Genomic DNA, 21272 nt, shown 5'->3' with positions numbered 1-21272 from the left:
CGCATCGTGCCGAGCACTCTCAATGAATTCCTCCCCTTCGTTAGTGGCAGCGTGTTCAACATCGTTGCCGCGCTGGTCGTTCTGACCATCGTCGTGTTTGTGCACGAGATGGGGCACTTCCTGGTCGCCCGCTGGAATCGGGTGCGTGTGGATGTGTTCTCCATCGGCTTTGGGCCGGAACTGTTTGGCGTCAATGATCGTCACGGCACGCGCTGGAAGTTCTCGGCGATTCCCCTGGGCGGCTACGTCAAGTTCTTCGGTGACGAGAACGAAGCCAGTACCGGCGCCGATGACCGCGAGATGACCGAGGAGGAAAAAGCGGTCTCGTTCCACCACAAGCCCGTCTGGCGTCGGGCCGCCGTGGTGGTGGCCGGCCCCGCCGCCAACTACGTTTTCGCCATTGCGCTGTACGCCGGGATTTTCATGTCGGTGGGCATGGCGATTACGCCGCCGATCATTTCCGACGTTCTTCCTGGCAGCGCCGCCGAGGAAGCCGGGCTCCAGCCGGGTGACCGGGTCGTGGCGATGGATGGGAAAGAGGTGTCCCGCTTTGAACAAGTGCAGCACCGCATCCCGTTGACCAACGGCGCCAGCGTGACGCTGGTCGTTGAACGCGACGGGCAACGCGTCGAGACGACGGCCACGCCCCGGATCCAGGAAGTCACGGACGAACTGGGCGAAACGCGTGAGATGGCCGTGCTCGGCATTGCCGCCAGCACCGCGGGTCAGGATAACGTCCGGCTCGGCCCCGGCGAGGCGGTGGGGGAGGCCGTCGCGCATTCGTATTTCCTGGTCGAGGCGACGTTTGTTGCCGTCGGCCAGATCATCGCCGGCGAACGGGGCACGGAGGATCTCGGCGGGCCTTTGCGCATTGCCGAGATGTCCGGCCAAATGGCGGAACTGGGGCTGACAACGTTGCTCTTGTTCATGGCTTTTCTGTCCGTCAATCTCGGCCTCATCAACATTTTGCCCATCCCGGTTCTGGACGGCGGTCATCTGGTGTTCTATGCCATGGAGGCCATTCGGGGCCGGCCCGTGAACGAACGGGCCCAGGAATACAGTTTTCGGATTGGGCTGGCGCTGATCCTCAGCCTGATGGTGTTCGTGACATGGAACGACATCGTGAATTTGATTGATCGGCATCTGACAGGTTGACCGGTGACGTTGGGGCTTTTTTCGCTTAAGGTTGGGGCGTCACTGTATTTTTCCGGGGGATACGTTGAGTACGCGCTGCAGTTCTCTCGCCTCGCTGCTGTTGGCCATGACGGCGGTTTTTGCGGCGATCACATATCCGGCGCCGGCTGTATGGGCGCAGGGCGTGTCGTCCCCGGCTGCGGCACCGGTCGGTGCTCCGGTCATTGAGCGGATTCTTGTCGAGGGCGCCCAGCGCATCGAACCGGATACCATCCGCACCTACCTTCACGTTCAGGAAGGCGATCTCTTCGCGCCGGGTTTGATCGACCGTTCGCTGAAGGACCTGTTCGCCACGGGTCTGTTCGCTGACGTCGCGCTGCGTCGCGAGGGGGGGGATCTTGTCGTGGTGGTGGTGGAAAACCCGATCATCAACCGCGTGGCGTTCGAGGGCAACAAGCGCATCCAGAACGAGGATTTGATTCCTGAGGTGCAGTTGCGCCCGCGCGCCGTCTATACGCGCGCCAAGGTTCAGGAAGACGTCAGGCGGGTCCTCGAGGTCTATCGGCGTTCGGGACGGTATGCCGTGGCCGTCGATCCGAAGATCATCGAACTGCCCCAAAACCGTGTCGATCTGGTGTTCGAGATCGACGAGGGGCCGGCCACCTATGTCCGGCGTATCACCTTCGTCGGCAACAGGGTCTTCAGCGATTCGGACCTGCGCGGCGTGATCTCCACCGAGGAGGAGCGGTGGTACCGTCTTCTGTCCAGTTCCGACACCTTCGATCCGGATCGCCTGACCTATGATCGGGAACTGCTGCGCCGGTACTACCTGGAAAGCGGCTACGCGGACTTCGAGGTGCGGTCCGCCATTGCCGAACTGACCCCGAATCGGGAGAGCTTCTTCATCACCTTCACGGTGACGGAGGGAGACCGCTACCGTGTCGGCACGGTGGAGATCGAAACCTCTCTTGAGGACCTGACGCCCGAGATGTTGCGGCCCGGCCTGGAGATCGAGGAAGGGGACTGGTACAACGCCGAAAAGATCGAGGACACCGTTCAGAACATCACCGAGCGCGTGGGGTCACTCGGTTATGCGTTCGTTGACGTCCGTCCGCGGGTGCAGCGGGATCGCGAAAACAACATCATCAATCTGATCTTTGACGTGCGCGAGGGGCCGCGTGTCTTCGTCGAACGGATCGACATTCAAGGCAACGTGCGGACGTTGGACGAGGTCATCCGCCGCGAAGTCCGCCTTGTCGAGGGCGATGCTTTCAACTCCGCCAAACTGCGGCGGTCCCGTCAGCGCATCCGGGATCTGGGCTTTTTCAAGTCCGTCGAGGTCAACAATGAACCCGTCGTGGACAAGCCCGACCGCACGGTGGTGACCGTGGAGGTCGAGGAGCAGTCGACCGGCGAACTGTCGTTCGGCGTTGGCTGGTCATCGAGCCTGGGCGCCATGGTCGAGATCGGCGTGAGAGAGCGCAATCTGCTGGGTCGGGGCCAGGACCTGTCCGCCCGGGTGAGTTGGGCGGAGCGACGCACGGAACTAGACCTGAGCTTCACCGAACCCTACTTCCTCGACCGACCGATTTCCGCTGGCGTGGACCTGTTCGCCGTTGAAAGGGACCTGGAGGACGAAAGCTCTCACCAGTTGCGCCAAGTGGGCGGCGCCCTGCGGTTCGGCTACCGCTACTCCGACGATTGGCGGCACGACTTCAAGTACACGCTGCAAAGGCAGGAAATCTTCGACGTGGACAGCAGCGCCTCCCTGTTCGTCAAGCAGCAGGAGGGCATTGAGGTTCTGTCCATGGTCGGCCATGCGCTGACGTATGACACCCGGGATTCCCGCCTGATTCCCACCGAGGGATATCGCTTTCAGATTGCCAATGATCTGGCCGGGCTGGGCGGCGATGCCCGTTTCCTGCGCACCGATATGGAGGCGTCGTATCACTATCCGCTCGGCGATGAACTGGATTGGGACCCGGCATGGGTGTTCAGTGTGCGCGGGCATGTGGGATACATCTTCGGTCTGGGTAAGGACGTGTCCATCCGCCATCGATATTTCCTGGGCGGCAACAATCTGCGGGGGTTCGCGGCATCCGGCGCCAGTGCCCGCGATACGGCCACGGGCGATGCCCTGGGTGGCAACTGGATTTCCGATGCGAGCCTTGAAATGCGCGTGCCGACCGGTCTGCCGGAGGAACTGGGACTGGGCGCCAAGGTGTTCACGGATTGGGGCGCGGCCGGTACACCCGACGGGGTGCCGGAAAACCTCATGGATCATGATGTCAGCCTGAGGGGATCGGTCGGCATCGGCTTCCTGTGGTCCTCGCCGCTGGGGCCCGTTAACATCGAGTTGGCGACCCCGGTGCTCAAGCAGACCTACGACGAAGACGAACTGTTCCGGATCAGCTTCGGGTCCCGGTTCTGATGCGGGCGGGCATGCGGCGCCTTTGGTCGGCGCGGCGCTTTCGCCACGGATCGTTCCGTTCTACAGTGTCGCGCAGACGCGTTCCGTCCGGCCGGACCCATCCCGACGTGTCCGCCGAACCGACAAACCATGGTGTAACCGAGGTCATGATGATCCTTTCGCCTTCCCTCGACGCTCTGCCGCGGGGCCTGTTGGCCGCGCTTCTCATGGCGATGGTCCTGGTCAGCCTGCCCGCGCCTCAGGCCCGGGCGCAGGAGACGTTTCCGAATGCCGCGATCGGCATTATCGACATGCAGCGCATCCTGCGGGAGTCGACGGCCGCCCGCGGTGTGGACAGCGACCGGCAGCAGTACCTGGAGACCTACAACAAGGAAACGGCGGCCGAGGAACAAAGCCTGCGCGAGGAACAGCGCGGCCTTGCCATCCCGCCCGATGCGGCCCCGACCCCGGAAATGCAGCAGCAAGTCCAGGCGTTTCGCGGCAAGGTCGCCGCGTTTGAACAACGCGTGGCCGAGCGCCGCCGCAACCTGGAACGGGCGCTGTCGATCGCGCTTTCGGAGGTCCAGAGGACGATTACCGTGATCGCCGACGAGGTGGCGGCGGAGCGCGGGATCAACCTGGTGCTCTACCGCTCTCAGGTGCCGCTGTTCGATCCGCGCATGGAGATGACCGAAGATGTGCTGCAGCGGTTGAATGACCGTCTGCCGTCGGTCGAGTTCCCCGATCCGGCATCCATCGACGAAAACAGCGGAGGGCAGTAGACCGCCGATCCTGTAGGACACGCTTGGGCGCCGACAAACCCGCTCGCACACTTGTCACGGCCGGCGAACGCGATATTGTGGGCCGCGCGGCGGCACCGGATTGACGGCGGAACGCGGGGGTCGCGTCGGGCCTACGGCGGGTGTAAGGGAACGCGGGTTGTGTCACGAGGGTCGGGCCTTGCCGGCTCTGCGGGGCGATGTCAGGAGGGGCATGGACGGTATGGACGACTTCGGCACACACCAGGATAACGGCTTTGTGATTGAGGCGGATCGCATCCTCGATATGATTCCACACCGCTATCCTTTTCTTATGGTGGACAAATTGATCAATGTCCACTTGGGCGAGAGTGCCGTCGGGGTCAAGAACGTCACCAACAACGAACCGCATTTCCAGGGCCATTTCCCGAACAAGGCCGTCATGCCTGGGGTTCTCGTGATTGAGGCCATGGCCCAGACCGCCGCCGTCCTTGTGGTGGCCACGCTGGGTGAGGCCGCCGAGGGCAAACTGGTCTATTTCATGAGCGTGGACTCGGCGCGCTTCCGCAAACCCGTCGTGCCCGGCGACCGGTTGTTGCTGGAGGTCACCAAACAGCGCAACAGGGGCAGCGTGTGGAAGTTCGCGGGCCGTGCCCTGGTGGACGACACCGTGGTGGCCGACGCCACCTATTCGGCCATGATCATGGACAACTAGCCGCCCCCCGCGCCCCCTCGTCCGCCCCAAACACCGTCGTAGAAAAGGGACACCTGTCCGCATGCCCTCCGTGCATCCCAGCGCCATCGTCGATCCCGCCGCCAACTTGGCGGACGATGTCACCGTCGGTCCCTTCTGCACGGTGGGCGCCGAGGTGACACTTGAGGCCGGCGTGACCCTGCTCTCCCATGTCGTGGTGGACGGGCGGACCCGCGTCGGGTCCGGCACGCGGATCTATCCGTTCGCGACCGTGGGACTGCCGCCCCAGGACCTGAAGTTCAAGGGCGAGAAGACCGACCTGGTCATCGGGGCCAACAACGTTGTTCGCGAACATGTGACCATGAACCCCGGCACCGAGGGCGGCGGTGGCCTGACCCGGATCGGGGACGGCGGCCTGTTCATGGTCGGCTGCCACGTGGCCCACGATTGCCACATCGGCGACGGCGTCATCCTGGCCAACAACGTTCTGCTCGCCGGTCACATCCACATCGACGACCATGCCATCCTGGGCGGCGGCAGCGCGGTGCATCAGTTCGTGCGCATCGGCAAGCACGCCATGGTCGGCGGGGTCTCCGGCGTGGAGACCGACGTCATTCCGTTCGGGTCCGTCATGGGCAACCGCGCGCGCTTGCATGGGCTCAATCTGATCGGCCTGAAGCGGCGCGGCTTCTCCCGCGAGGAGATCCAGGCGCTGCGGTCGGCCTACCGCATGCTCTTCGAGGAAGACGGCGTGATCGCCGACCGGGCCGAGGAGGTCGCCGCCAGCTTTGACGGCGTCGCGCCGGTCATGGAGGTGCTGGCGTTCATCCGGGGCAAGTCGGATCGGGGATTGTGCGGGCCGGCGCATCCCGGCACCGAACTGGCCTGACCGCGCCGCGCCGTCCGCCATGCGCTCGCTGTCCCGGGACACGCCCTTGGCCCTGATCGCCGGGCGGGGCGATTTGCCCGTGCGGGTCGCCGCGCGCTGCCGGGCGGAAGGGCGCCCGCTGCATGTGCTCATCATCAAGGGCCATGGCGACCCAGACGCCTATGCCGACCTGGATGTCCCCGTCGTCAGCTACCGGCTGGGGCAGGGCGGGGCGGCGCTGGCGTATGCCCGAAAACATGGCATCTCCGACCTGATCCTGGCCGGCGGCGTGCGCCGGCCCAGCCTGTCCAGCCTCTGGCCCGACGCCTACGCCGCCCGGTTCGTGGCCCGGGTCGGCATGCGCGCCTTGGGGGATGACGGCCTTCTGCGCGCGGTCATGGCCCAGATGGAAGCCGAGGGGCTCAAGGTGCATCCCGCGCACACGATTCTCGATGATGGCCTGGGCGCGGCCGGCCCGCGCGGCCGGCACCGGCCGGACGCGGCGGCGTGGGTCGATATCCGGCGCGGCCGGGCCGTGGCCCATGCCCTGGGCGCGGTGGACGTGGGACAGTCGGTCGTCGTGCAGCAAGGTGTTGTGCTGGGCGTGGAGGCCCTGGAGGGAACCGACGCCCTGCTGGCCCGCTGCGGATCGCTGCGCCTGCCCGGCACTGGTGGCGTTCTGGTGAAGGTCTGCAAGCCCGGGCAGGATCGGCGCGCCGATCTGCCGACCCTTGGCGTTGCGTCGGTCGAGGTGGCCCACGCGGCCGGATTGCGCGGCATTGCCTATGAGGCCGGGGCGGCCCTGTTGCTGGACCAGGCGGCGATGGTCGAGCGGGCCGACGCGCTCGGTCTGTTCCTGATCGGCCTGGAGGCGGAGGCGGCCAAGGCAACGGAAAGGGGGGGGGACGACGGGGACGACCCGCTGATCTACCTGATCGCCGGGGAGCCGTCGGGCGACGCCCTGGCCGCCCGGCTGATGGCGGCGGTGCGCGCGCGCCTGGGGGATCGTGTCCGCTTCGCCGGCATCGGCGGCGAAGCCATGGCCGAACAGGGTCTGGAGAGCCGCATCGACCAGCGCGAACTGGCCATCATGGGGTTCCTGGAGGTGCTGCCGCGCGCCCTGGCGCTGAAGCGCCGCATCGCCGAGACGGTGGCGCACATCGAACGGACCCGCCCGGCCGTCGTCGTCACGGTGGACTCCTGGGGTTTCACCGGGCGCGTGGCCAAGGCCCTGAAGGCACGCGGATCGACGGTGCCGCGCGTTCACTATGTCGCCCCCATGGTCTGGGCGTGGAAGGAAAGCCGCAAGCATGCGGTGGCGGAGCGGGTTGATCACCTGATGACCCTGTGGCCGTTTGAATGCGCGTATTTCAGCCCGCTCGGGCTGGCTTGCACCCACGTCGGCCATGCCGTGATCGAAAGCGGCGCCGACCGGGGCGATGGGGCTGCGTTCCGTCAGCGCCACGGCATTGCGGCCGACGTCCCGATTCTGGTCGTCCTGCCCGGCAGCCGCCGCACCGAGGTCGGGCGGCTGCTGCCGATCTTTCGGGCGGCGGTGGAGCGGCTGGCCGCCGACCGCCCCGGCCTGCGCGTGGTCGTGCCCACGGTCGCGACGGTGGCGGATACGGTGGAAGCGGCCCTGGTTGACTGGCCGGTCCCCGCCCTTGCGGTTCGCGGTGCGGCGGAGAAGCATGACGCCTTCGCGGCCGCCACGGCGGCGCTGGCGGCGTCGGGAACGGTCAGCCTGGAACTGGCCATGGCCGACGTGCCGCATGTGATCGCTTACCGCGTCAATCCGGTCTCGGCGACCCTGTTTCGGCTGATGACGCCGCTGCGGTACGCCGGACCCGTGAACATCCTGATGGATCGTCTGGTGGTGCCGGAACTGTTGCAGAAGGACTGCCGGCCGGGCCGCTTGGCGAAGGCCATGGCGCCGCTGCTCGACGGGGCTTCGTCGGCCGCGCGCCAGCGCGAGGACTTCGCCAAGGCGCGTCGGCGCCTCGTCGGCGAGGCCGGCGCATCCCCCAGCGACCGCGCGGCGGCGGTCATCGCGGCCCACGTTCAGGGTGAGGAATCGCCTTAGAGCGCGTCGCGTGATGCAGAACGCACGCAACGCGCTCTAAGCCGGTTTGTTCCGTTATGGGGCGGTGAGCGCTGGGGCGCCGACCAGCCGTATCGAGTGCCCCGGCGCCGGCGGCTACGGATCATCCAGAAAGGCTTATCCCTTTGTTTCCGGCGCGATCAACATATCGTAGGTGATGGGTCCTTTGGTGGTGACGATGCCCAGGAGGGATCGAAAGGCTGCGTGCCGGGTCCGGCGCCGGTTGAACCGGAAGACGAATTCGTCGAGGTAGGATTGCAGATGCTTCCGCCGCAGACCGTGGTAGACGCCGAGCGCCCAGGTTTTCAGGTTGGAGAACACGCGGTGGACCCAGGGGAGCACGATATGTGCGGCCATCGGGCCGATGACATGGGGGTCGTGGGCGACGTCATCGCTGGCGCTGTATCCGGCCCATCCGTCGGTCTTGAGCGTGGCACCGGACGCGACGGTCTCTTTGACGACACCCTTCAGGGTCTCGCCGGAGAAGTCGGGGATGACGCGCAGGCGGATGCGGCCCGGCCCTCCGTCCATGATCTCGACGGCCCCGGCGACCAACATCTTGCCCTGGTGGCTGCGCCCCTGTCCGCTGGCGGGCGGATCCTCGTGTGTTCTGAAGGGGATGGTGGTCTCATCCATCTCCACGAGGCCGGACAGCGGCGTGCGCTCCGGGTTGACCATGGCGCTGCGCAGCTTGGCGCACAGCAGCCAGGCGGTCTTGTAGGAGCCCAGCCCCAGTTGCGACCGGATCTGGGTGGCCGAGATGCCGTTGGAGTGGGTCGCCATCAGATACGCCGCCCAGAACCACACCGTCAGGGGCAGCTTGCTGCGATGCATGACCGTCCCGGCCGTGACCGAAGTCTGGCAGCCGCAGTCGGCGCACTCCGTGGTCCACGCCTTGGTTTCCAACGCCCAGCCGCGTTTGCCGCCGCACACCGGACAGACGAATCCCTCGGGCCAGCGTTGTCTCGCGAGGTACGCCGCGCAGGCGGCTTCGTCAGAGAACTGGCGTTGGAATTCGAGCAGGGATCGGGGAAACGCGCTCATGATCGGGCTCCGGAAACGGCATTTGTTCACTTTATGTTCTACGCCTTTTCGGGTCACCTGTCACCACATGATGTGGTCCCGGATTCAAAGGGATAAGCCTCCATCCAGATTTCGCATCAAAGGGACGGGATAGCAACGATACTGAGATCGAATTGTTATAACAAATAACATGCAACATACGTCAAGGCGCCGTGTTTGCTGAAGACTCGCGGGAACCAGGGTGCCCTCTTGCATACAATGTACGGAGACTTCGCGTACCATTTTCCTGTTTGACTCGCTGCCCTGGGATGCCAATATTCCCTTTGTGTTGTTCGGTTGCGTGGAAGCACACATGAAAGGGGCAGATCGGTGGCTCGGATCATGGTTGTCGAGGATGACGCGGACCTGCGCGCGGTTGTGGCGCGCGCCCTGGAACGCGCCGGCCACGTGGTGACGTCCCGGGAGGACGGCGCCCGCGCGCTTGAGGATATGGAGGGCGGGTCGCGCTACGACCTGATCCTGACTGATCTGGAAATGCCTGGCCGCACCGGCCTGGAGGTCATCCGGGCCTCCAAGGATCGCGACTCGGCGGTGCCGGTGATCGCCACCTCGGGCAAGGGCCGCCCGGTTCAGGTGGCGCTGGACATCGCCCGCCGTTGCGGCGCCGACGCCGTCATCGCCAAGCCGTTCAAGCTGTCCGTTCTGGTCTCTCTGGTGAACCGCGTCCTGTCCGGGGAACGCCCGGAAGACACCGAGTCGATTGAGGAACTAGAGGACGGCGACGTCGTGGTCATCATGCCGCCCGACCTGCTGGGCGCCAAGCTGCGCCAATCGGAGGGCTAGGACGCCAACCGAACCGTCTGGAGGGGGACGACAGAACAGGCCGTGCCGGTCCGTCGCATGGGAGCCGCGAGGATCGGGGCGCACGACGGATCACGGGCAGTTGAGCGCCCGCCAGCCGGGGATTCGTTACGATGAACGTGCTCTCCAGACAGATGTATTGGTTCCGCAGGCTCGGCCTTGGCGCCAAGACAGGCTTGATCCTGATTGGCTATTCCCTGGTGATGCTCGCGGTGATCGCCGCCGTCGTCTATCGCGATGGGACGCAACAGGCCAATCTGTTGACACGCGAGCGGCTGGCGGGCCTGACCCTGGCCGGCGAGCAGTATATCCGCGAGTTCACGGAGGGCATCCGGCGGGACGTCAGTTTCCTGAGCCACAGCGTTCCGCTCCAGGATATGCTGGCTGCCCTCGCCGCCGGCTCTCCCGGCGAGCTTGCGGCCGCCAGCACTCACATGGAACGTCTGCTCTTGGCCTTCCTTGCGTCCCGGCCGGCCATCTATCAGGCCCGGGTCATTAATGGCGCCACGGGCGATGAGTTGGTGCGCGTCCAGCGCGACCTCATGGCCGGCACCGTGCAGACGGCACCGCTACAGAACAAGCGGCATCGCGACTATTTCGCGGCCATGCTCGCGCAGCCGCCGGGACGCCTGTACGTCTCGACCATCAATCTGAACCGCGAGAACGGCGCGGTGGAGGTGCCCCACCGTCCCAGCATCCGATTCGGCCAGGTCGTGGGCGGCGCGGGCGACCAGCCGCCGGTGATGATCGTCTTCAACGTGGGGTTCCGCCACCTCGCGTTCCGGCTCGCGCAACTGTACGGCGACAGCGCGAAACTGATGTTGTTCAACGACAAGGGGCAGGTGCTCAGTCACCCCGATCCGTCCCTGGAGTTCGATTTCGATACGTCGGCGGGACAGAACGACGGCACTCCGGGGACAACCTTCAAGGATCTCTTCGGCCTGGACTTTGCCACGCTGTTCGCGCCGAAGGAGGGCGAGGTCCAGGCCGACCGCGTCATCCGCCATGACGGTGCCAAGGTCATGTTCCACCGCATGCGCCTGCATCCGTCCAGTGATCGCGCCATTGTGCTCGGGGCCGAACGGGAACGGTCCTTGTATGCCGGCGCGCTGCACTCGGTGCTAGATCATGCGTGGACCCTCGCGGTGGGGTTCCTGGTGTTTGGCCTGATCCTGTTTGCCGTCATGTCCGGCTTCCTGCTGCGCCCGCTGTACCGCCTGGTGGACCAGATCGACGCCTATGAACCCGGCAAGTCCTTGACCCGGCCGGGGGCCGGCTTGCTCGGCCGCCAAGACGAGTTCGGCTATCTGGCGCGGGGTCTGCGCGCCATGTCCCACCGTATCGAGGCACAGATGCGGGCCGCCCGCGAAGCGCGAAACGACATGCGACAGGTGTTCGACGCCGGCACCGACGCCATCGTGCTGGTCTCGGACCTGGGGGTGATCGAGGACGCGAACCGGGCTGTGGAGCGCCTTTTCGGCTGGAAGCGGCATGAGATTCTGGGTCGGCGCTCGGATATCCTGCTGCCTCCCGAGGACGCCCAGATCCTCGATCCCGAGCGCCTGAGGCGGCTGAACGGCGACGAAATCGGCGTCGTGGATCGGGCGTTTTTGACCCGGGCCGTCACGCGCCATGGCCGTATCGTTCCCGTGACCCTCGACATCGCTACATTGGGCGAGCCGCAGTGGCGCCGCTACGTCATCAACCTGCACGACATGAGCGAGGCCGTCGCCCTGGAGACCGCCCGCGAGGCCAGCGCCGCGAAGTCACGCTTCCTGGCCAATATGAGCCACGAACTGCGCACACCGCTGAACGCCGTCACCCTGCACGCCGAGATGATCGTCGACGCGGCCGAGGACAACGGCGATTCCGAAATGCAGGAGGACGCGGCCAACATCAAGAATGCCGCCAACCACCTGCTCGACCTGATCAACGGGATCCTTGATCTCGCGCGGATCGAGTCCGGCCGCCTGGAACTGAGCTCCGAACCCGTGGCCCTGGATGACCTGGTCGAGGAAATCAATGCCTTCGGTGTCACCCTGGCGCGCAAGCAGAACAACGCATTTGAGATTGAGACCAGCGGACTGCCGGCCACGGTCACGCTCGACCGCCTGCGGTTGCGCCAGTGTGTGCTGAACCTCGTCTCCAACGCCGCCAAATTCACGCGCAACGGCCGCATCACCATGCGGATGGAGCGGGGACCGGCGGATCTGATCATCGCCATCAGCGATACCGGCATCGGCATGACTGAGGAGGAGATGGGCCGTATCTTCGGCATGTTCGAGCAGGCGAACACCTATGTTCACGGCAGCCACGGCGGCTCCGGCGTCGGCTTGGCGCTGACCCGCAGCATCATGGACCTGATGGGCGGCGGCGTGCATGTGGAAAGCCGCAAGGGGGAGGGCACAACCTTCGAACTCCGCATTCCCCTGTTGGACGCCCCGCAACAGCGCGATCAGGCCCGCCCGTCATCCGCACAGCCGATGGCGCCGGCCAACGACACCGCGCCTTCGTCCATGGTCATGGTGGTCGACGGCGATGACCAGCGCCGGGCGGCGTTGATGAAAGCGCTGACGAGCGCCGGTCACCGGGTGGTCGGGGCCTCGTCCCCCGAGGATGCCGCCGAGCGCGGCGGCGCGCACCGGCCGGACGCCGTGGTCGCCGTCGGGCTGGACGATCACGGCGCCGCCAATAACATTATTCGTCGGTTCGAAAACCACCCGGCCCTGACCGGGGTTCCCGTCATGACCCTTGAGGACCCGAAAGGGAACGATACCGGAAACGGGGTCCTGTTCCGGAACCTGACCTGCGGACGTGAGCGCCCTGTGAGTGTCGGCGCCGGTCAGGATGTGCTCAATGCCGTTCAGGCTTGCGTGTCCTGCGGATCGGAGGGGGCTGTCGTGGTGGTCGAGGACGACCCGAACATGCTGCACGCCATCGCACGGGCCCTGGACCGCACCGGCCTGCCGGTCATCCGGTTCGACAACGGCTCCGACGCGCTGGCCTTCCTGAGGCGCAGCACCCCGGCGATGGTGCTTCTGGATCTGGCGCTGCCGGGCACCGGCGGCTTCGACATTGTCAGGACCATGCGCGCGTCCGCGCGGTTGGCGACCGTGCCCGTCACCGTCATCACGGGTATCGACCTGACCCTCGCGGAGCAGGCGTGGCTGCGCGAGCACTGCGACAATGTGTTGCGCAAGGGGGACTTCGAACTGGAAGCCCTGACCGAGATGCTCGTCTCCAGTGTCCAAGCCACTCAACTGACCTGCCTCATCAGCGGTCGAAACGTGTTCGAAACAGCGGCCGACCCTGCCTCCCGGCTGCGACAGACCCGGACTCCCGAAGTGGTTTCCGGCGAATAGCGGTCAGAAAGGACCCCAATCATGGCTCATATTCTCCTGGTCGAGGACAACACGGACAATGCCCGCGCCCTGTCGCGCCTGCTGACGCGGCGGGGACACACGGTGGTCTGCGCGGAGACGGGACAGCAGGCCCTGACCGCCGCCAACGACGACGGCCCGGACGTCATCCTCATGGACATCGGCCTGCCCGACATCGATGGGCTGGAGGTCACCCGCCGCATCAAGGCCGATCCGGCGACGTCCGACATTCCGGTGATCGCCCTGACAGCCCATGCCATGGCTGACGACCGCGCGGCCGCCGTTGACGCCGGCTGCGTGGATTTCTCGGCCAAGCCGATCAACCTTCCGGACCTTCTGGGCCGTATCCAAACCGTCCTGGAGACGAGGAACCGCAAAGCCATCAGCGCGTGAGTCAAACCGTGGTGCACGACAACCGATTTCGCGCCCTCGTCATCGATGACGATTCCAGCTTCCGGTCTTTCTTCCTCCGGGCCTGCCCGAAGGTGGGCTGGGTGGCGCTGGCCGTGGAGTCTCCGGATCGGGGACTGGCCGCGGTGTTGTCGTTCGAGCCGCATATCGTGTTCCTCGACCTGACCTTTCCAGACATGGATGGCCTGTCGGTTCTGTCGGAAATGGCCCCGCGCGCCGGCGATACCGCCGTTGCGCTCATCAGCGGCTGCGATCCCGAGGTGCTGCGCTCCGCCCATCGAATCGGCGAGCGTCTGGGCGTGCGCATGCTGCCGCCGCTGCCAAAGCCGGTGACGGTGGAGGATATCCTGGGCCGCCTGACCGCCTTTCGCGCCGACAGCAACACCATCACCCCCGCCGCCATCGCCGAGGCCATGTCCGACGAGGCGCTGTGCCTCGTCTATCAGCCCAAGGTGTCCCTGCGCTCCGGAGAGTACATGGGCGTCGAGGCGCTTGTGCGCTGGCCGGTCAACGACGGCGTCATTTCGCCCGGCCAGTTCGTCCCCGTCGTTGAACGCGACGAGGGGCTGTCCCTGCGCCTGCTGACCTATGTGCTGGATCGCGCGGCGCGCGAGGCCGCCGTATGGAAGACCAATGGGGTCCGCTGTGCCGTGAACATGTCGGCGTTGTGTCTGGCAGATCATACGTTGCCGGACATGCTTTGCCGCACCCTAAAGAAGAACGGCGTTTCCCCCCGGGACTTCGTTCTCGAACTGACCGAGACGGCCGCGCTGCAGGACCCCGACCGGGTGGAACGGGTCCTCACGGCCCTGCGCCTTCGGGGCTTCTCGGTTTCGCTGGACGACTTCGGCACCGGTCATTCCTCGCTGTTGCATTTGCAACGCATGCCGTTCAACGAGATCAAGATCGACCGTACTTTTGTGGCCACGCTGCTTGAGAACCCTCGCTCCGAGCAGATCGTGCGGCTGATGATCAATCTCGGCCAGACCCTGGAGGCGAAAACCGTCGCCGAAGGCATCGAAGCACCGGAAGAAGCGCAAGCCCTGTCGGACATGGCCTGCGATTATGGACAGGGGTATCACTTCGCCCGCCCGCTGGACCCGGCGGGCTTGACACGCTGGAGGGAAGAATGGGCCTGGAAACAGCCGAATTCGCGGGAGGAACCCCCCTCCTAAGCACGCCACTGGAGCACCTGAGGCTCGCCAGCGAGGCCCTCGACCGGCGTGCCGGCGCCGATACCGGGCAGTTGGGCGAGGATGTCGCGGTCGTCTGCGCGCGTCTTAACGATGTGGCCCGTCTGGCCGGGGTGCTGGGGGCCATGGAACGGCCGATGGCGCGGGACGCCCGGGACACGCGCCACGACCTGATGAACGCCCTGGGCGCCATCGACAATTTTTCGGAACTTATCGCACTAGATCACAACCTAGAAGAAGCGCAAGCCGTGCGGGCGGCGGTGCGGGTCATGGTGGACGCGGTGGAGGCCATGCGATCCGCTGGTTGACCGGCGCCTTACGGCGAGAACAGGGCCTCGGGCAGGCCGTACTTTTCCATCCAGTTGTACCAATGCACGTCGGTGGGGCCGATGACGTGATCGACGAGCACCCATTCTCCCTCCTCGTCATCATATCGAACCAGGCCCATGACGACCTCGCTCATCTCACCGTTCTTCCAGGCTTCGGCGAACCGAGGCGTGCTCCACCATTCCAGCGGCTGACCGCCGCGCCGTTGCGGAATGGCCTGGATGTAGGCCCATTCGCCGTCCGTTCGCAGCACCTCGACCACGAAGCGGACAGGGCCTATGGTGGCCTTCTCGATTTCCGGACGCAGGGCATCCAGGATCGGCTTGCGCTCGGCATCGCCCAACTGCGGGGTCCAGTAGGGAGACTCGGCGGGCTCGGCCCCGGAGGACGCGGCCGGATCAGGTCCGTCGAACGGCGACGGATCGCCGGCGCTGGCAATCTGCGGCGTCAGACTCAGAACAAGCATGATGGTGAACAGCAGGCCGGTAACGGCGCGCATGGCTGTAACCTCCAGTGTCAGTATGGAAACGCAGCGGTGCCGATTATGCCCACCTCGACCCCCGCCGCACACCCGAAATCAGGGCTTGCGGCACCATACCATCAAGGCGAGGCCGAAGGACACCTGTGGCGCCGGCTTTTCCCTTGATCGGTCAACGTCCGGCCACCTATTACAACGAGACTGGTCCCGTCGGACTCGCGAGGCCCGTCCTTCCTTTGCACAGGGGACCCAAGACCCACCATGCAGATCTATCTGCCCATCGCCGAGATGTCGGTCAACGTCTTCGTGATCCTCGGCATGGGCTGGGGGATCGGGTTCCTGTCCGGGGCGTTCGGTGTGGGCGGCGGCTTTCTCATGACGCCCATGTTGATGTTTCTGGGCGTTCCGCCCGCGGTCGCGGTGGGGACCGGCGCCAACCAAATCGTGGCCTCGTCCGTGACCGGCGTCATCGCCCACACGCGCCGGGGCAACGTGGACTTCAAGATGGGCGGCGTGCTGCTCGTGGGGGGACTGGTGGGCTCCACGGCCGGGGTGTGGCTGTTTGCCGTGCTGCACCGGCTGGGCCAGATCGATCTGGCCATTTCCCTCAGCTATGTCGTCTTCCTGGGGGTCGTCGGCGGCCTGATGTTCGTGGAAAGCCTTCAGGCCATGGTGCGTGTTCATCGACGCGGGTCGCAGCGGCGCAATGGCGCCGGCCGCCACAACTGGATCCACGGCCTGCCCTTCAAGATGCGCTTCCGCAAGTCGAAGCTCTACATCAGCGCGCTGCTGCCGGCGGCCGTGGGCTTTTTCGTGGGCGTCCTGACGGCCATCATGGGGGTTGGCGGCGGGTTCGTCATGGTTCCGGCGATGATCTACCTGCTCGGCATGCCGACGCAGATCGTGGTGGGGACGTCGCTGTTCCAGATCATCTTCGTCACCGCCAACACCACGTTCCTGCAAGCGACCCTGAACCAGACCGTAGATGTTGTGTTGGCGCTGCTATTGCTGTTGGGGGCCGTCGTCGGCGCCCAGGCCGGCGCCCAGGCCGGCGCCCGCCTGAAGAGCGAACAACTGCGGGTGCTGCTGGCGCTGCTGGTGCTGGGGATGGGCGTCAAGCTGGCCTATGATCTGGTGGCCACGCCGGAGGACGTGTTCACGCTGGTGCTGGAGGCGGCCTGATGCGTCGCGCCCCCCGCCCCGGTTCCGCCGCCCGACGGCTTCCGGTCGCCATCGGCCTGGCCGCCGGCTTGGCCGCCCTCGCCCTGATGACGGCCCTCACGCTCGCCCGGGCCCAACAGCCCATACAGCCGCTTGTCGCCGATCTGTCCAAGCATCTGGTGGCCATCACCACCGCTTTTTCCGGCACCGATGTTCTTCTGTTCGGCGCCACCGACGGTCCCGGCGATGTGGTCCTGGTGGTGCGCGGCCCCTCCACCCGCAAGGTGGTGCGCAAGAAGGCACCGGTGGCGGGCATTATCTGGGCCAATCGCGACAGCGTGACGTTCGAGAACGTGCCGGCCTTCTATCAGGTGTTCGCGAGCCGGCCGCCGGACGAAATCCTGCCGGCGAGTGTTCTATCGCGCCACCAGATCGGAACCGAACACCTGGCCTTTACGTTGGTTGACCGCAGCGTGACGGATTCGTTCGTACCCGGCTTCCGCGCAGCACTGGTGCGGTTGAAACAGAAATTGGGCCTGTACGGCGACCGGGTCTTCCCGGTGACCCTGTTGGCCAACCGCCTGTTCCGGGCCGAGTTGCATTTTCCGGCGAACGTGCCGACGGGGTCCTATTCGGTGGAGGTGTATCTGATCCGTGACGGAGATGTTGTGAGCGCGGAGATCACGCCCCTGATCATCAGCAAGATCGGGGTGGGCGCCGAGATCTTCGACTTCGCCCAGCAGCGCCCGGCCCTGTATGGCCTCGCGGCCATTGTCGTGGCCATCGTGACGGGATGGCTGGCCGCGGTTGCGCTCCAACGTAAATAGGGCGTTGATCCCGACGGCCAGCGTTGCCCAGGAGGTTCCACCATGACAGACACGCCCCCCATCCCGGAGACCAGGGCCTCGACACCCGAGGCGCCGCGAACGTTCCTGGTCGTGGTGGACGACACCGAGGAGATGCGCACGGCCCTGCGCTTCGCCTGCCTGCGTGCCCGGTCCTCCGGCGGTCGGGTCGTTCTGATGCGTGCCATAGAGCCGCCGGACTTCCAGCACTTCGCGTTCATCGGCAACAAGATGCAGTCCGAGGCCCACGAGGATGCGGAAAAGCGCCTGCAACGGCTCGCCGCCGAGGTGCAGAAAACGACCGGTCAGACCCCCATGCTGATGGTGCGGGAAGGCCGGGCCGGCGACCAGATCCTTGAGGTCGTCAAGGAGTGTCCCGAAATCTCCGTTCTGGTGCTGGCGGCGAGTTCGCACAAGGATGGCCCGGGACCGCTCATCACCGGGCTGGCCGGCAGTTTCGGCGCGCGCCTGCGGGTTCCGGTGGTGGTCGTGCCCACCTCCCTGTCGGACGAGGATCTGCAGCGCCTGGCATGACGACGAACCCTGGGGGAACCCGATGGATCGCCAACCCTGGACACTCGAGGCCGGCGGCGCCCTGCTGACGGTCGCCGAAATGACGCGCGCGGACGCGGCGGCGGTGGCCCGGGGCGTGTCCTCGCTGTCTTTGATGGAGGCCGCCGGTTTCTCCGTGGTTCGCGAGATCCGGCGCCGCTGGTCGCCGCGCCCGGTGGCGGTGCTGTGCGGTCCCGGCAACAACGGCGGCGACGGGTTCGTGGTCGCCCGGCGTCTGCGCGCCGCCGGATGGCCGGTTCGGGTTCACCTGATGGGGGATCGGGAGCGCCTGTCCGGCGACGCCGCCGCCAACGCCGTGCGCTGGACCGGCCCCACCGTGCCCCTGGACCTGGGGGCGCTGGATGGCGCGGCCCTGGTGGTGGATGCCCTGTTCGGCGCCGGGCTGTCGCGGTCGGTGGAGGGCGTCGCCGGCTCGGTGCTGTCGGCCCTGACGGCGCGCCCCGCGATTCCGGTGGTGGCCGTGGATGTCCCCAGCGGCCTGGACGGAGACACCGGAGAGGTGCGCGGCGTCGCCGCCCCGGCGGCGCTGACCGTCACCTTCTTCCGGCCCAAGCCCGGCCACCTGCTGGGCCGGGGCCGCGCCCTGTGCGGCGCCTTGGTGGTCGCCGACATCGGTATCCCGGCGGCCGTTCTGGAGGACATCGCGCCGACCGCGTTCGTGAATGGGCCGGCGTTGTGGACTCTGCCGCGCCCGGGGCCGCACGATCACAAGTACACGCGGGGCCATGCCGTGGTGTTCGGCGGCGCGACCATGACCGGCGCCGGGCGGCTGGCGGCGCGGGCGGCCCGCCGCATGGGCGCCGGGCTGCTGAGCGTCGCCGCGCCGTCCGCCGCCCTGTCCCTCTATGCCCAGGACGCCCCGGGCGTGATCTGCCGTCCCCTTGACCGGCCCGAGGATGTCGAGGCCCTGCTGGAGGACCCGCGCCTCAATGCCCTGCTGTGGGGATCGGGCGCCGGACGCGGCCCGCACACCGCCGCGCGCGCGCTGGCGCTGTTGGCCCACGGCCGGCCGACGGTGCTGGACGCCGACGCCCTGACCAGCTTCGCCGACGATCCCGCCGCACTGTTCGACGCGGTCGCCGCGCCGCTTGTCATGACCCCGCACGAGGGCGAGTTCCGTGCCCTGTTCCCCGACCTGACGGACGGCGATCCTCTCGGGCGGGCGCGGCGGGCGGCCCAGCGCTCCGGTGCGGTGGTGGTGCTCAAGGGGCCGGAGACGGTCGTCGCCGCGCCGTCCGGCGAGGCCATCATCAACGTCAACGCGCCGCCCTCGCTGGCTACGGCCGGCAGCGGTGACGTGCTCGCCGGGGCCATTCTCGGCTTGCTGGCCCAGGGCGCGCCGGCGGTGTCGGCGGCGGCCGCCGCCGTCTGGCTGCACGGCGCCGGCGCCCGCCTGGGGCCGCCGGGGCTGATCGCCGAGGATCTGCCCGAGGCCATGGCCCGCGCGGCGGCCGACCTGGACGCCGATCCCCCATGGCCGCCTCCGTCCTGACTTCCTATATGGACATGTGAAGAGAGACGCTTCGAACCGCCGATGTGGGGGACGGGCATGAACAAGGAGGTTTCACCGGGCCTGTTGGGACGGTTGCGCACCTGGGGCACCCTTTGGCGCGACATCGCCGACAAGGTGTCCGGAGCGGACGGTCTGGATTCGCTTAACCCGGACCTGCCGGAAGAGGATGCGCGCAAGATCCGCGCCGGCCTGGATGACTGCCTCGCCGCGCGCGGCGGCGAGGTGTCGGCCCGCGCTCGCGCGGCCACGCTGGGGCGCGCCTATCTGAGCCTGAACGAGCAGGGCCGCGTCCGCTTTCTGGAAATCCTGGCCCGCGAGTACGCCACCGACCATAATCGCGTCCGGGACGCCGCCGCCGCGCTGACGGACGTCGACGGCGAGGACTTCTCCGCGCTGCAACTGGCCGAGGCCCGGGTGCGCGATGCCCTGGAGCCGCCCCGCCTGCGTCTGCTGCGCCAGTTCAACGCGCTGCCGCGCGGCATCAAGTTCCTGGTGGACATGCGGGCGGAGTTGCTGCAACTGGCGCGCGATAATCCGGACCTGCGCGGTCTGGAACGCGACCTGCGCGATCTGCTGGCGGGCTGGTTCGACATCGGGTTTCTGGAGTTGCAGCGGATCACCTGGAACTCGCCGGCCGCCTTCCTGGAGAAGATCATCACCTACGAAGCGGTGCATGAGATCCGCAGTTGGGAGGACCTGAAGGACCGGCTCGACCACGACCGCCGGCTGTATGCCTTCGTGCATCCCAACATGCCGGAGGAGCCGCTGATCTTCGTGCAGGTGGCGCTGGTCAACGGGCTGGCCGGCAACATCCAGGAGGTTCTGGATTCGTCGAGCCCCTCGCTCGACCCGGAGCAGGCCGACACGGCCATCTTTTATTCCATCTCCAACGCCCAGGCCGGGCTGGCGGGCATCAGCTTCGGCAACTTCCTTATCAAGCAGGTGGTGGAGCGGCTGAGCCATTCCTTCCCCAAGGTCACGACCTTCTCGACGTTGTCGCCGATCCCTGGGTTCCGGAACTGGCTTGACCGCCGACTGGCGGAAGGCGAGGTCGGCTTGTTGACACAGCAGGAGCGCAAGGCGTTGGGCCAAGCGCTCGCCGCACACGCGGGCGACGGCGAGACCAGGGGCGGCGCCTCCAAGGGCGACTTCAAGGCCCTGATCGAGGGGGCGGACTGGGTCGGCAGCGAACCGCTGGCCACCGCTCTGAAGGCGCCGCTGACCCGGCTGTGCGCGCGCTACATCGTCAACGAGCGTCGGCCGCCGCGACAGGAGGGCCGCGCCGCCACCGTGCTGGACCCGGTGGCGCACTTCCACCTGACCAACGGCGCGCGGGTGGAGCGGCTGAACTGGCTCGGGGATCGTTCCGAGAAGGGGATGGCCCGATCCGTCGGCCTGATGGTGAACTATCTCTACAAGATCAACGAGATCGAGCGGAACCACGAGGCCTATCAGGGCCAGGGCAAGGTCGCCACCTCGACGGCGATCCGGGGCCTGACGCGGGGGTGATGCCTCAATTCGGCCTCTTGCCCCCATTTCAAC

Annotated in this window: 18 protein-coding genes; 16 read left to right on the top strand and 2 right to left on the bottom strand. The window is 66.6% G+C overall.

All coding sequences use genetic code 11. The features are described from left to right. The first annotated feature begins 6 nt into the window (after window positions 1–6). The 6 genes from rseP (at window position 7) to lpxB (ending at window position 7947) form a co-directional block, all read left to right on the top strand. Window positions 7–1155: an RIP metalloprotease RseP gene (rseP, locus tag BLS85_RS14535; protein WP_245699247.1), complete on the top strand. Its 1149-nt coding sequence runs from the start codon at window positions 7–9 to the stop codon at window positions 1153–1155. Window positions 1156–1318: 163 nt separating this feature from the next. After that, entirely contained in the window at window positions 1319–3565 is a 2247-nt protein-coding gene (gene bamA, locus BLS85_RS14530) for an outer membrane protein assembly factor BamA (RefSeq protein WP_342729462.1), read from the top strand. Window positions 3566–3672: 107 nt separating this feature from the next. After that, window positions 3673–4326 carry an OmpH/Skp family outer membrane protein gene (locus BLS85_RS14525; protein ID WP_176793765.1) on the top strand — a complete coding sequence of 218 codons (654 nt, stop codon included), beginning with the start codon at window positions 3673–3675 and terminating at the stop codon, window positions 4324–4326. A gap of 220 nt (window positions 4327–4546) precedes the next feature. After that, on the top strand, window positions 4547–5017 hold the full coding sequence (gene fabZ / locus BLS85_RS14520) for a 3-hydroxyacyl-ACP dehydratase FabZ (RefSeq protein WP_092787491.1): 471 nt from the start codon (window positions 4547–4549) through the stop codon (window positions 5015–5017). Between the two features lie 61 nt (window positions 5018–5078). Continuing rightward, on the top strand, window positions 5079–5885 hold the full coding sequence (gene lpxA, locus BLS85_RS14515) for an acyl-ACP--UDP-N-acetylglucosamine O-acyltransferase (RefSeq protein ID WP_092787455.1): 807 nt from the start codon (window positions 5079–5081) through the stop codon (window positions 5883–5885). A gap of 46 nt (window positions 5886–5931) precedes the next feature. Continuing rightward, complete coding sequence (lpxB, locus tag BLS85_RS19725) at window positions 5932–7947, top strand: lipid-A-disaccharide synthase (RefSeq protein WP_342729461.1); 2016 nt, start codon at window positions 5932–5934, stop codon at window positions 7945–7947. A 135-nt stretch (window positions 7948–8082) separates the two neighbouring features. Here the strand turns inward: lpxB and BLS85_RS14505 are convergent, their stop codons facing one another. Further along, entirely contained in the window at window positions 8083–9009 is a 927-nt protein-coding gene (locus BLS85_RS14505; protein WP_076611897.1) for an IS1595-like element ISRsp21 family transposase, read from the bottom strand. 348 nt (window positions 9010–9357) lie between these two features. Between BLS85_RS14505 and BLS85_RS14500 the strand changes: the two genes are divergently transcribed. The 5 genes from BLS85_RS14500 to BLS85_RS14480 all read left to right on the top strand — a co-directional run bounded on the left by BLS85_RS14500 (window position 9358) and on the right by BLS85_RS14480 (window position 15141). Next, a complete protein-coding gene (locus tag BLS85_RS14500) occupies window positions 9358–9831 on the top strand; it encodes a response regulator (RefSeq protein ID WP_143027205.1) in 474 nt (157 codons plus the stop codon). Between the two features lie 131 nt (window positions 9832–9962). Beyond that, window positions 9963–13211 carry an ATP-binding protein gene (locus tag BLS85_RS14495; RefSeq protein ID WP_092787453.1) on the top strand — a complete coding sequence of 1083 codons (3249 nt, stop codon included), beginning with the start codon at window positions 9963–9965 and terminating at the stop codon, window positions 13209–13211. A gap of 21 nt (window positions 13212–13232) precedes the next feature. Continuing rightward, window positions 13233–13622, top strand: a complete 390-nt coding sequence (locus BLS85_RS14490; protein ID WP_092787452.1) for a response regulator — start codon at window positions 13233–13235, stop codon at window positions 13620–13622. Between the two features lie 8 nt (window positions 13623–13630). Then, complete coding sequence (locus BLS85_RS14485; RefSeq protein ID WP_143027204.1) at window positions 13631–14815, top strand: EAL domain-containing response regulator; 1185 nt, start codon at window positions 13631–13633, stop codon at window positions 14813–14815. Continuing rightward, window positions 14770–15141 carry a hypothetical protein gene (locus BLS85_RS14480; protein WP_092787450.1) on the top strand — a complete coding sequence of 124 codons (372 nt, stop codon included), beginning with the start codon at window positions 14770–14772 and terminating at the stop codon, window positions 15139–15141. The genes BLS85_RS14485 and BLS85_RS14480 overlap by 46 nt, the downstream gene beginning before the upstream one ends. Before the next feature lie 8 nt (window positions 15142–15149). Here BLS85_RS14480 and BLS85_RS14475 read toward each other — a convergent pair whose 3' ends face one another. Beyond that, a complete protein-coding gene (locus BLS85_RS14475; protein ID WP_092787449.1) occupies window positions 15150–15659 on the bottom strand; it encodes a hypothetical protein in 510 nt (169 codons plus the stop codon). 240 nt (window positions 15660–15899) lie between these two features. Here BLS85_RS14475 and BLS85_RS14470 point away from each other — a divergent pair, with 240 nt between their 5' ends. The 5 genes from BLS85_RS14470 to BLS85_RS14450 are packed head-to-tail and all read left to right on the top strand — an operon-like array spanning window position 15900 to window position 21239. After that, a complete protein-coding gene (locus BLS85_RS14470; protein WP_092787448.1) occupies window positions 15900–16820 on the top strand; it encodes a sulfite exporter TauE/SafE family protein in 921 nt (306 codons plus the stop codon). Next, window positions 16820–17626 (top strand): TIGR02186 family protein, encoded by an 807-nt coding sequence (locus tag BLS85_RS14465; RefSeq protein ID WP_092787447.1) that lies wholly within the window; start codon window positions 16820–16822, stop codon window positions 17624–17626. Before BLS85_RS14470 ends, BLS85_RS14465 begins: the two co-directional genes overlap by 1 nt. A gap of 42 nt (window positions 17627–17668) precedes the next feature. Then, window positions 17669–18178 (top strand): universal stress protein, encoded by a 510-nt coding sequence (locus tag BLS85_RS14460; RefSeq protein ID WP_092787446.1) that lies wholly within the window; start codon window positions 17669–17671, stop codon window positions 18176–18178. Window positions 18179–18200: 22 nt separating this feature from the next. Continuing rightward, window positions 18201–19709: an NAD(P)H-hydrate dehydratase gene (locus BLS85_RS14455; RefSeq protein ID WP_092787445.1), complete on the top strand. Its 1509-nt coding sequence runs from the start codon at window positions 18201–18203 to the stop codon at window positions 19707–19709. Between the two features lie 57 nt (window positions 19710–19766). Next, the gene (locus BLS85_RS14450; protein WP_092787489.1) at window positions 19767–21239 is read left to right on the top strand and encodes a malonyl-CoA decarboxylase; all 1473 of its coding nucleotides are present in this window, start codon (window positions 19767–19769) and stop codon (window positions 21237–21239) included. Window positions 21240–21272 lie beyond the last annotated feature (33 nt).

Source organism: Rhodospira trueperi (genome assembly GCF_900101965.1).
GTDB lineage: Bacteria > Pseudomonadota > Alphaproteobacteria > Rhodospirillales > Rhodospirillaceae > Rhodospira > Rhodospira trueperi.
The sequence above is the reverse complement of the archived record's forward strand: the minus strand, read 5'-3'. Positions and strand labels throughout refer to the sequence as shown.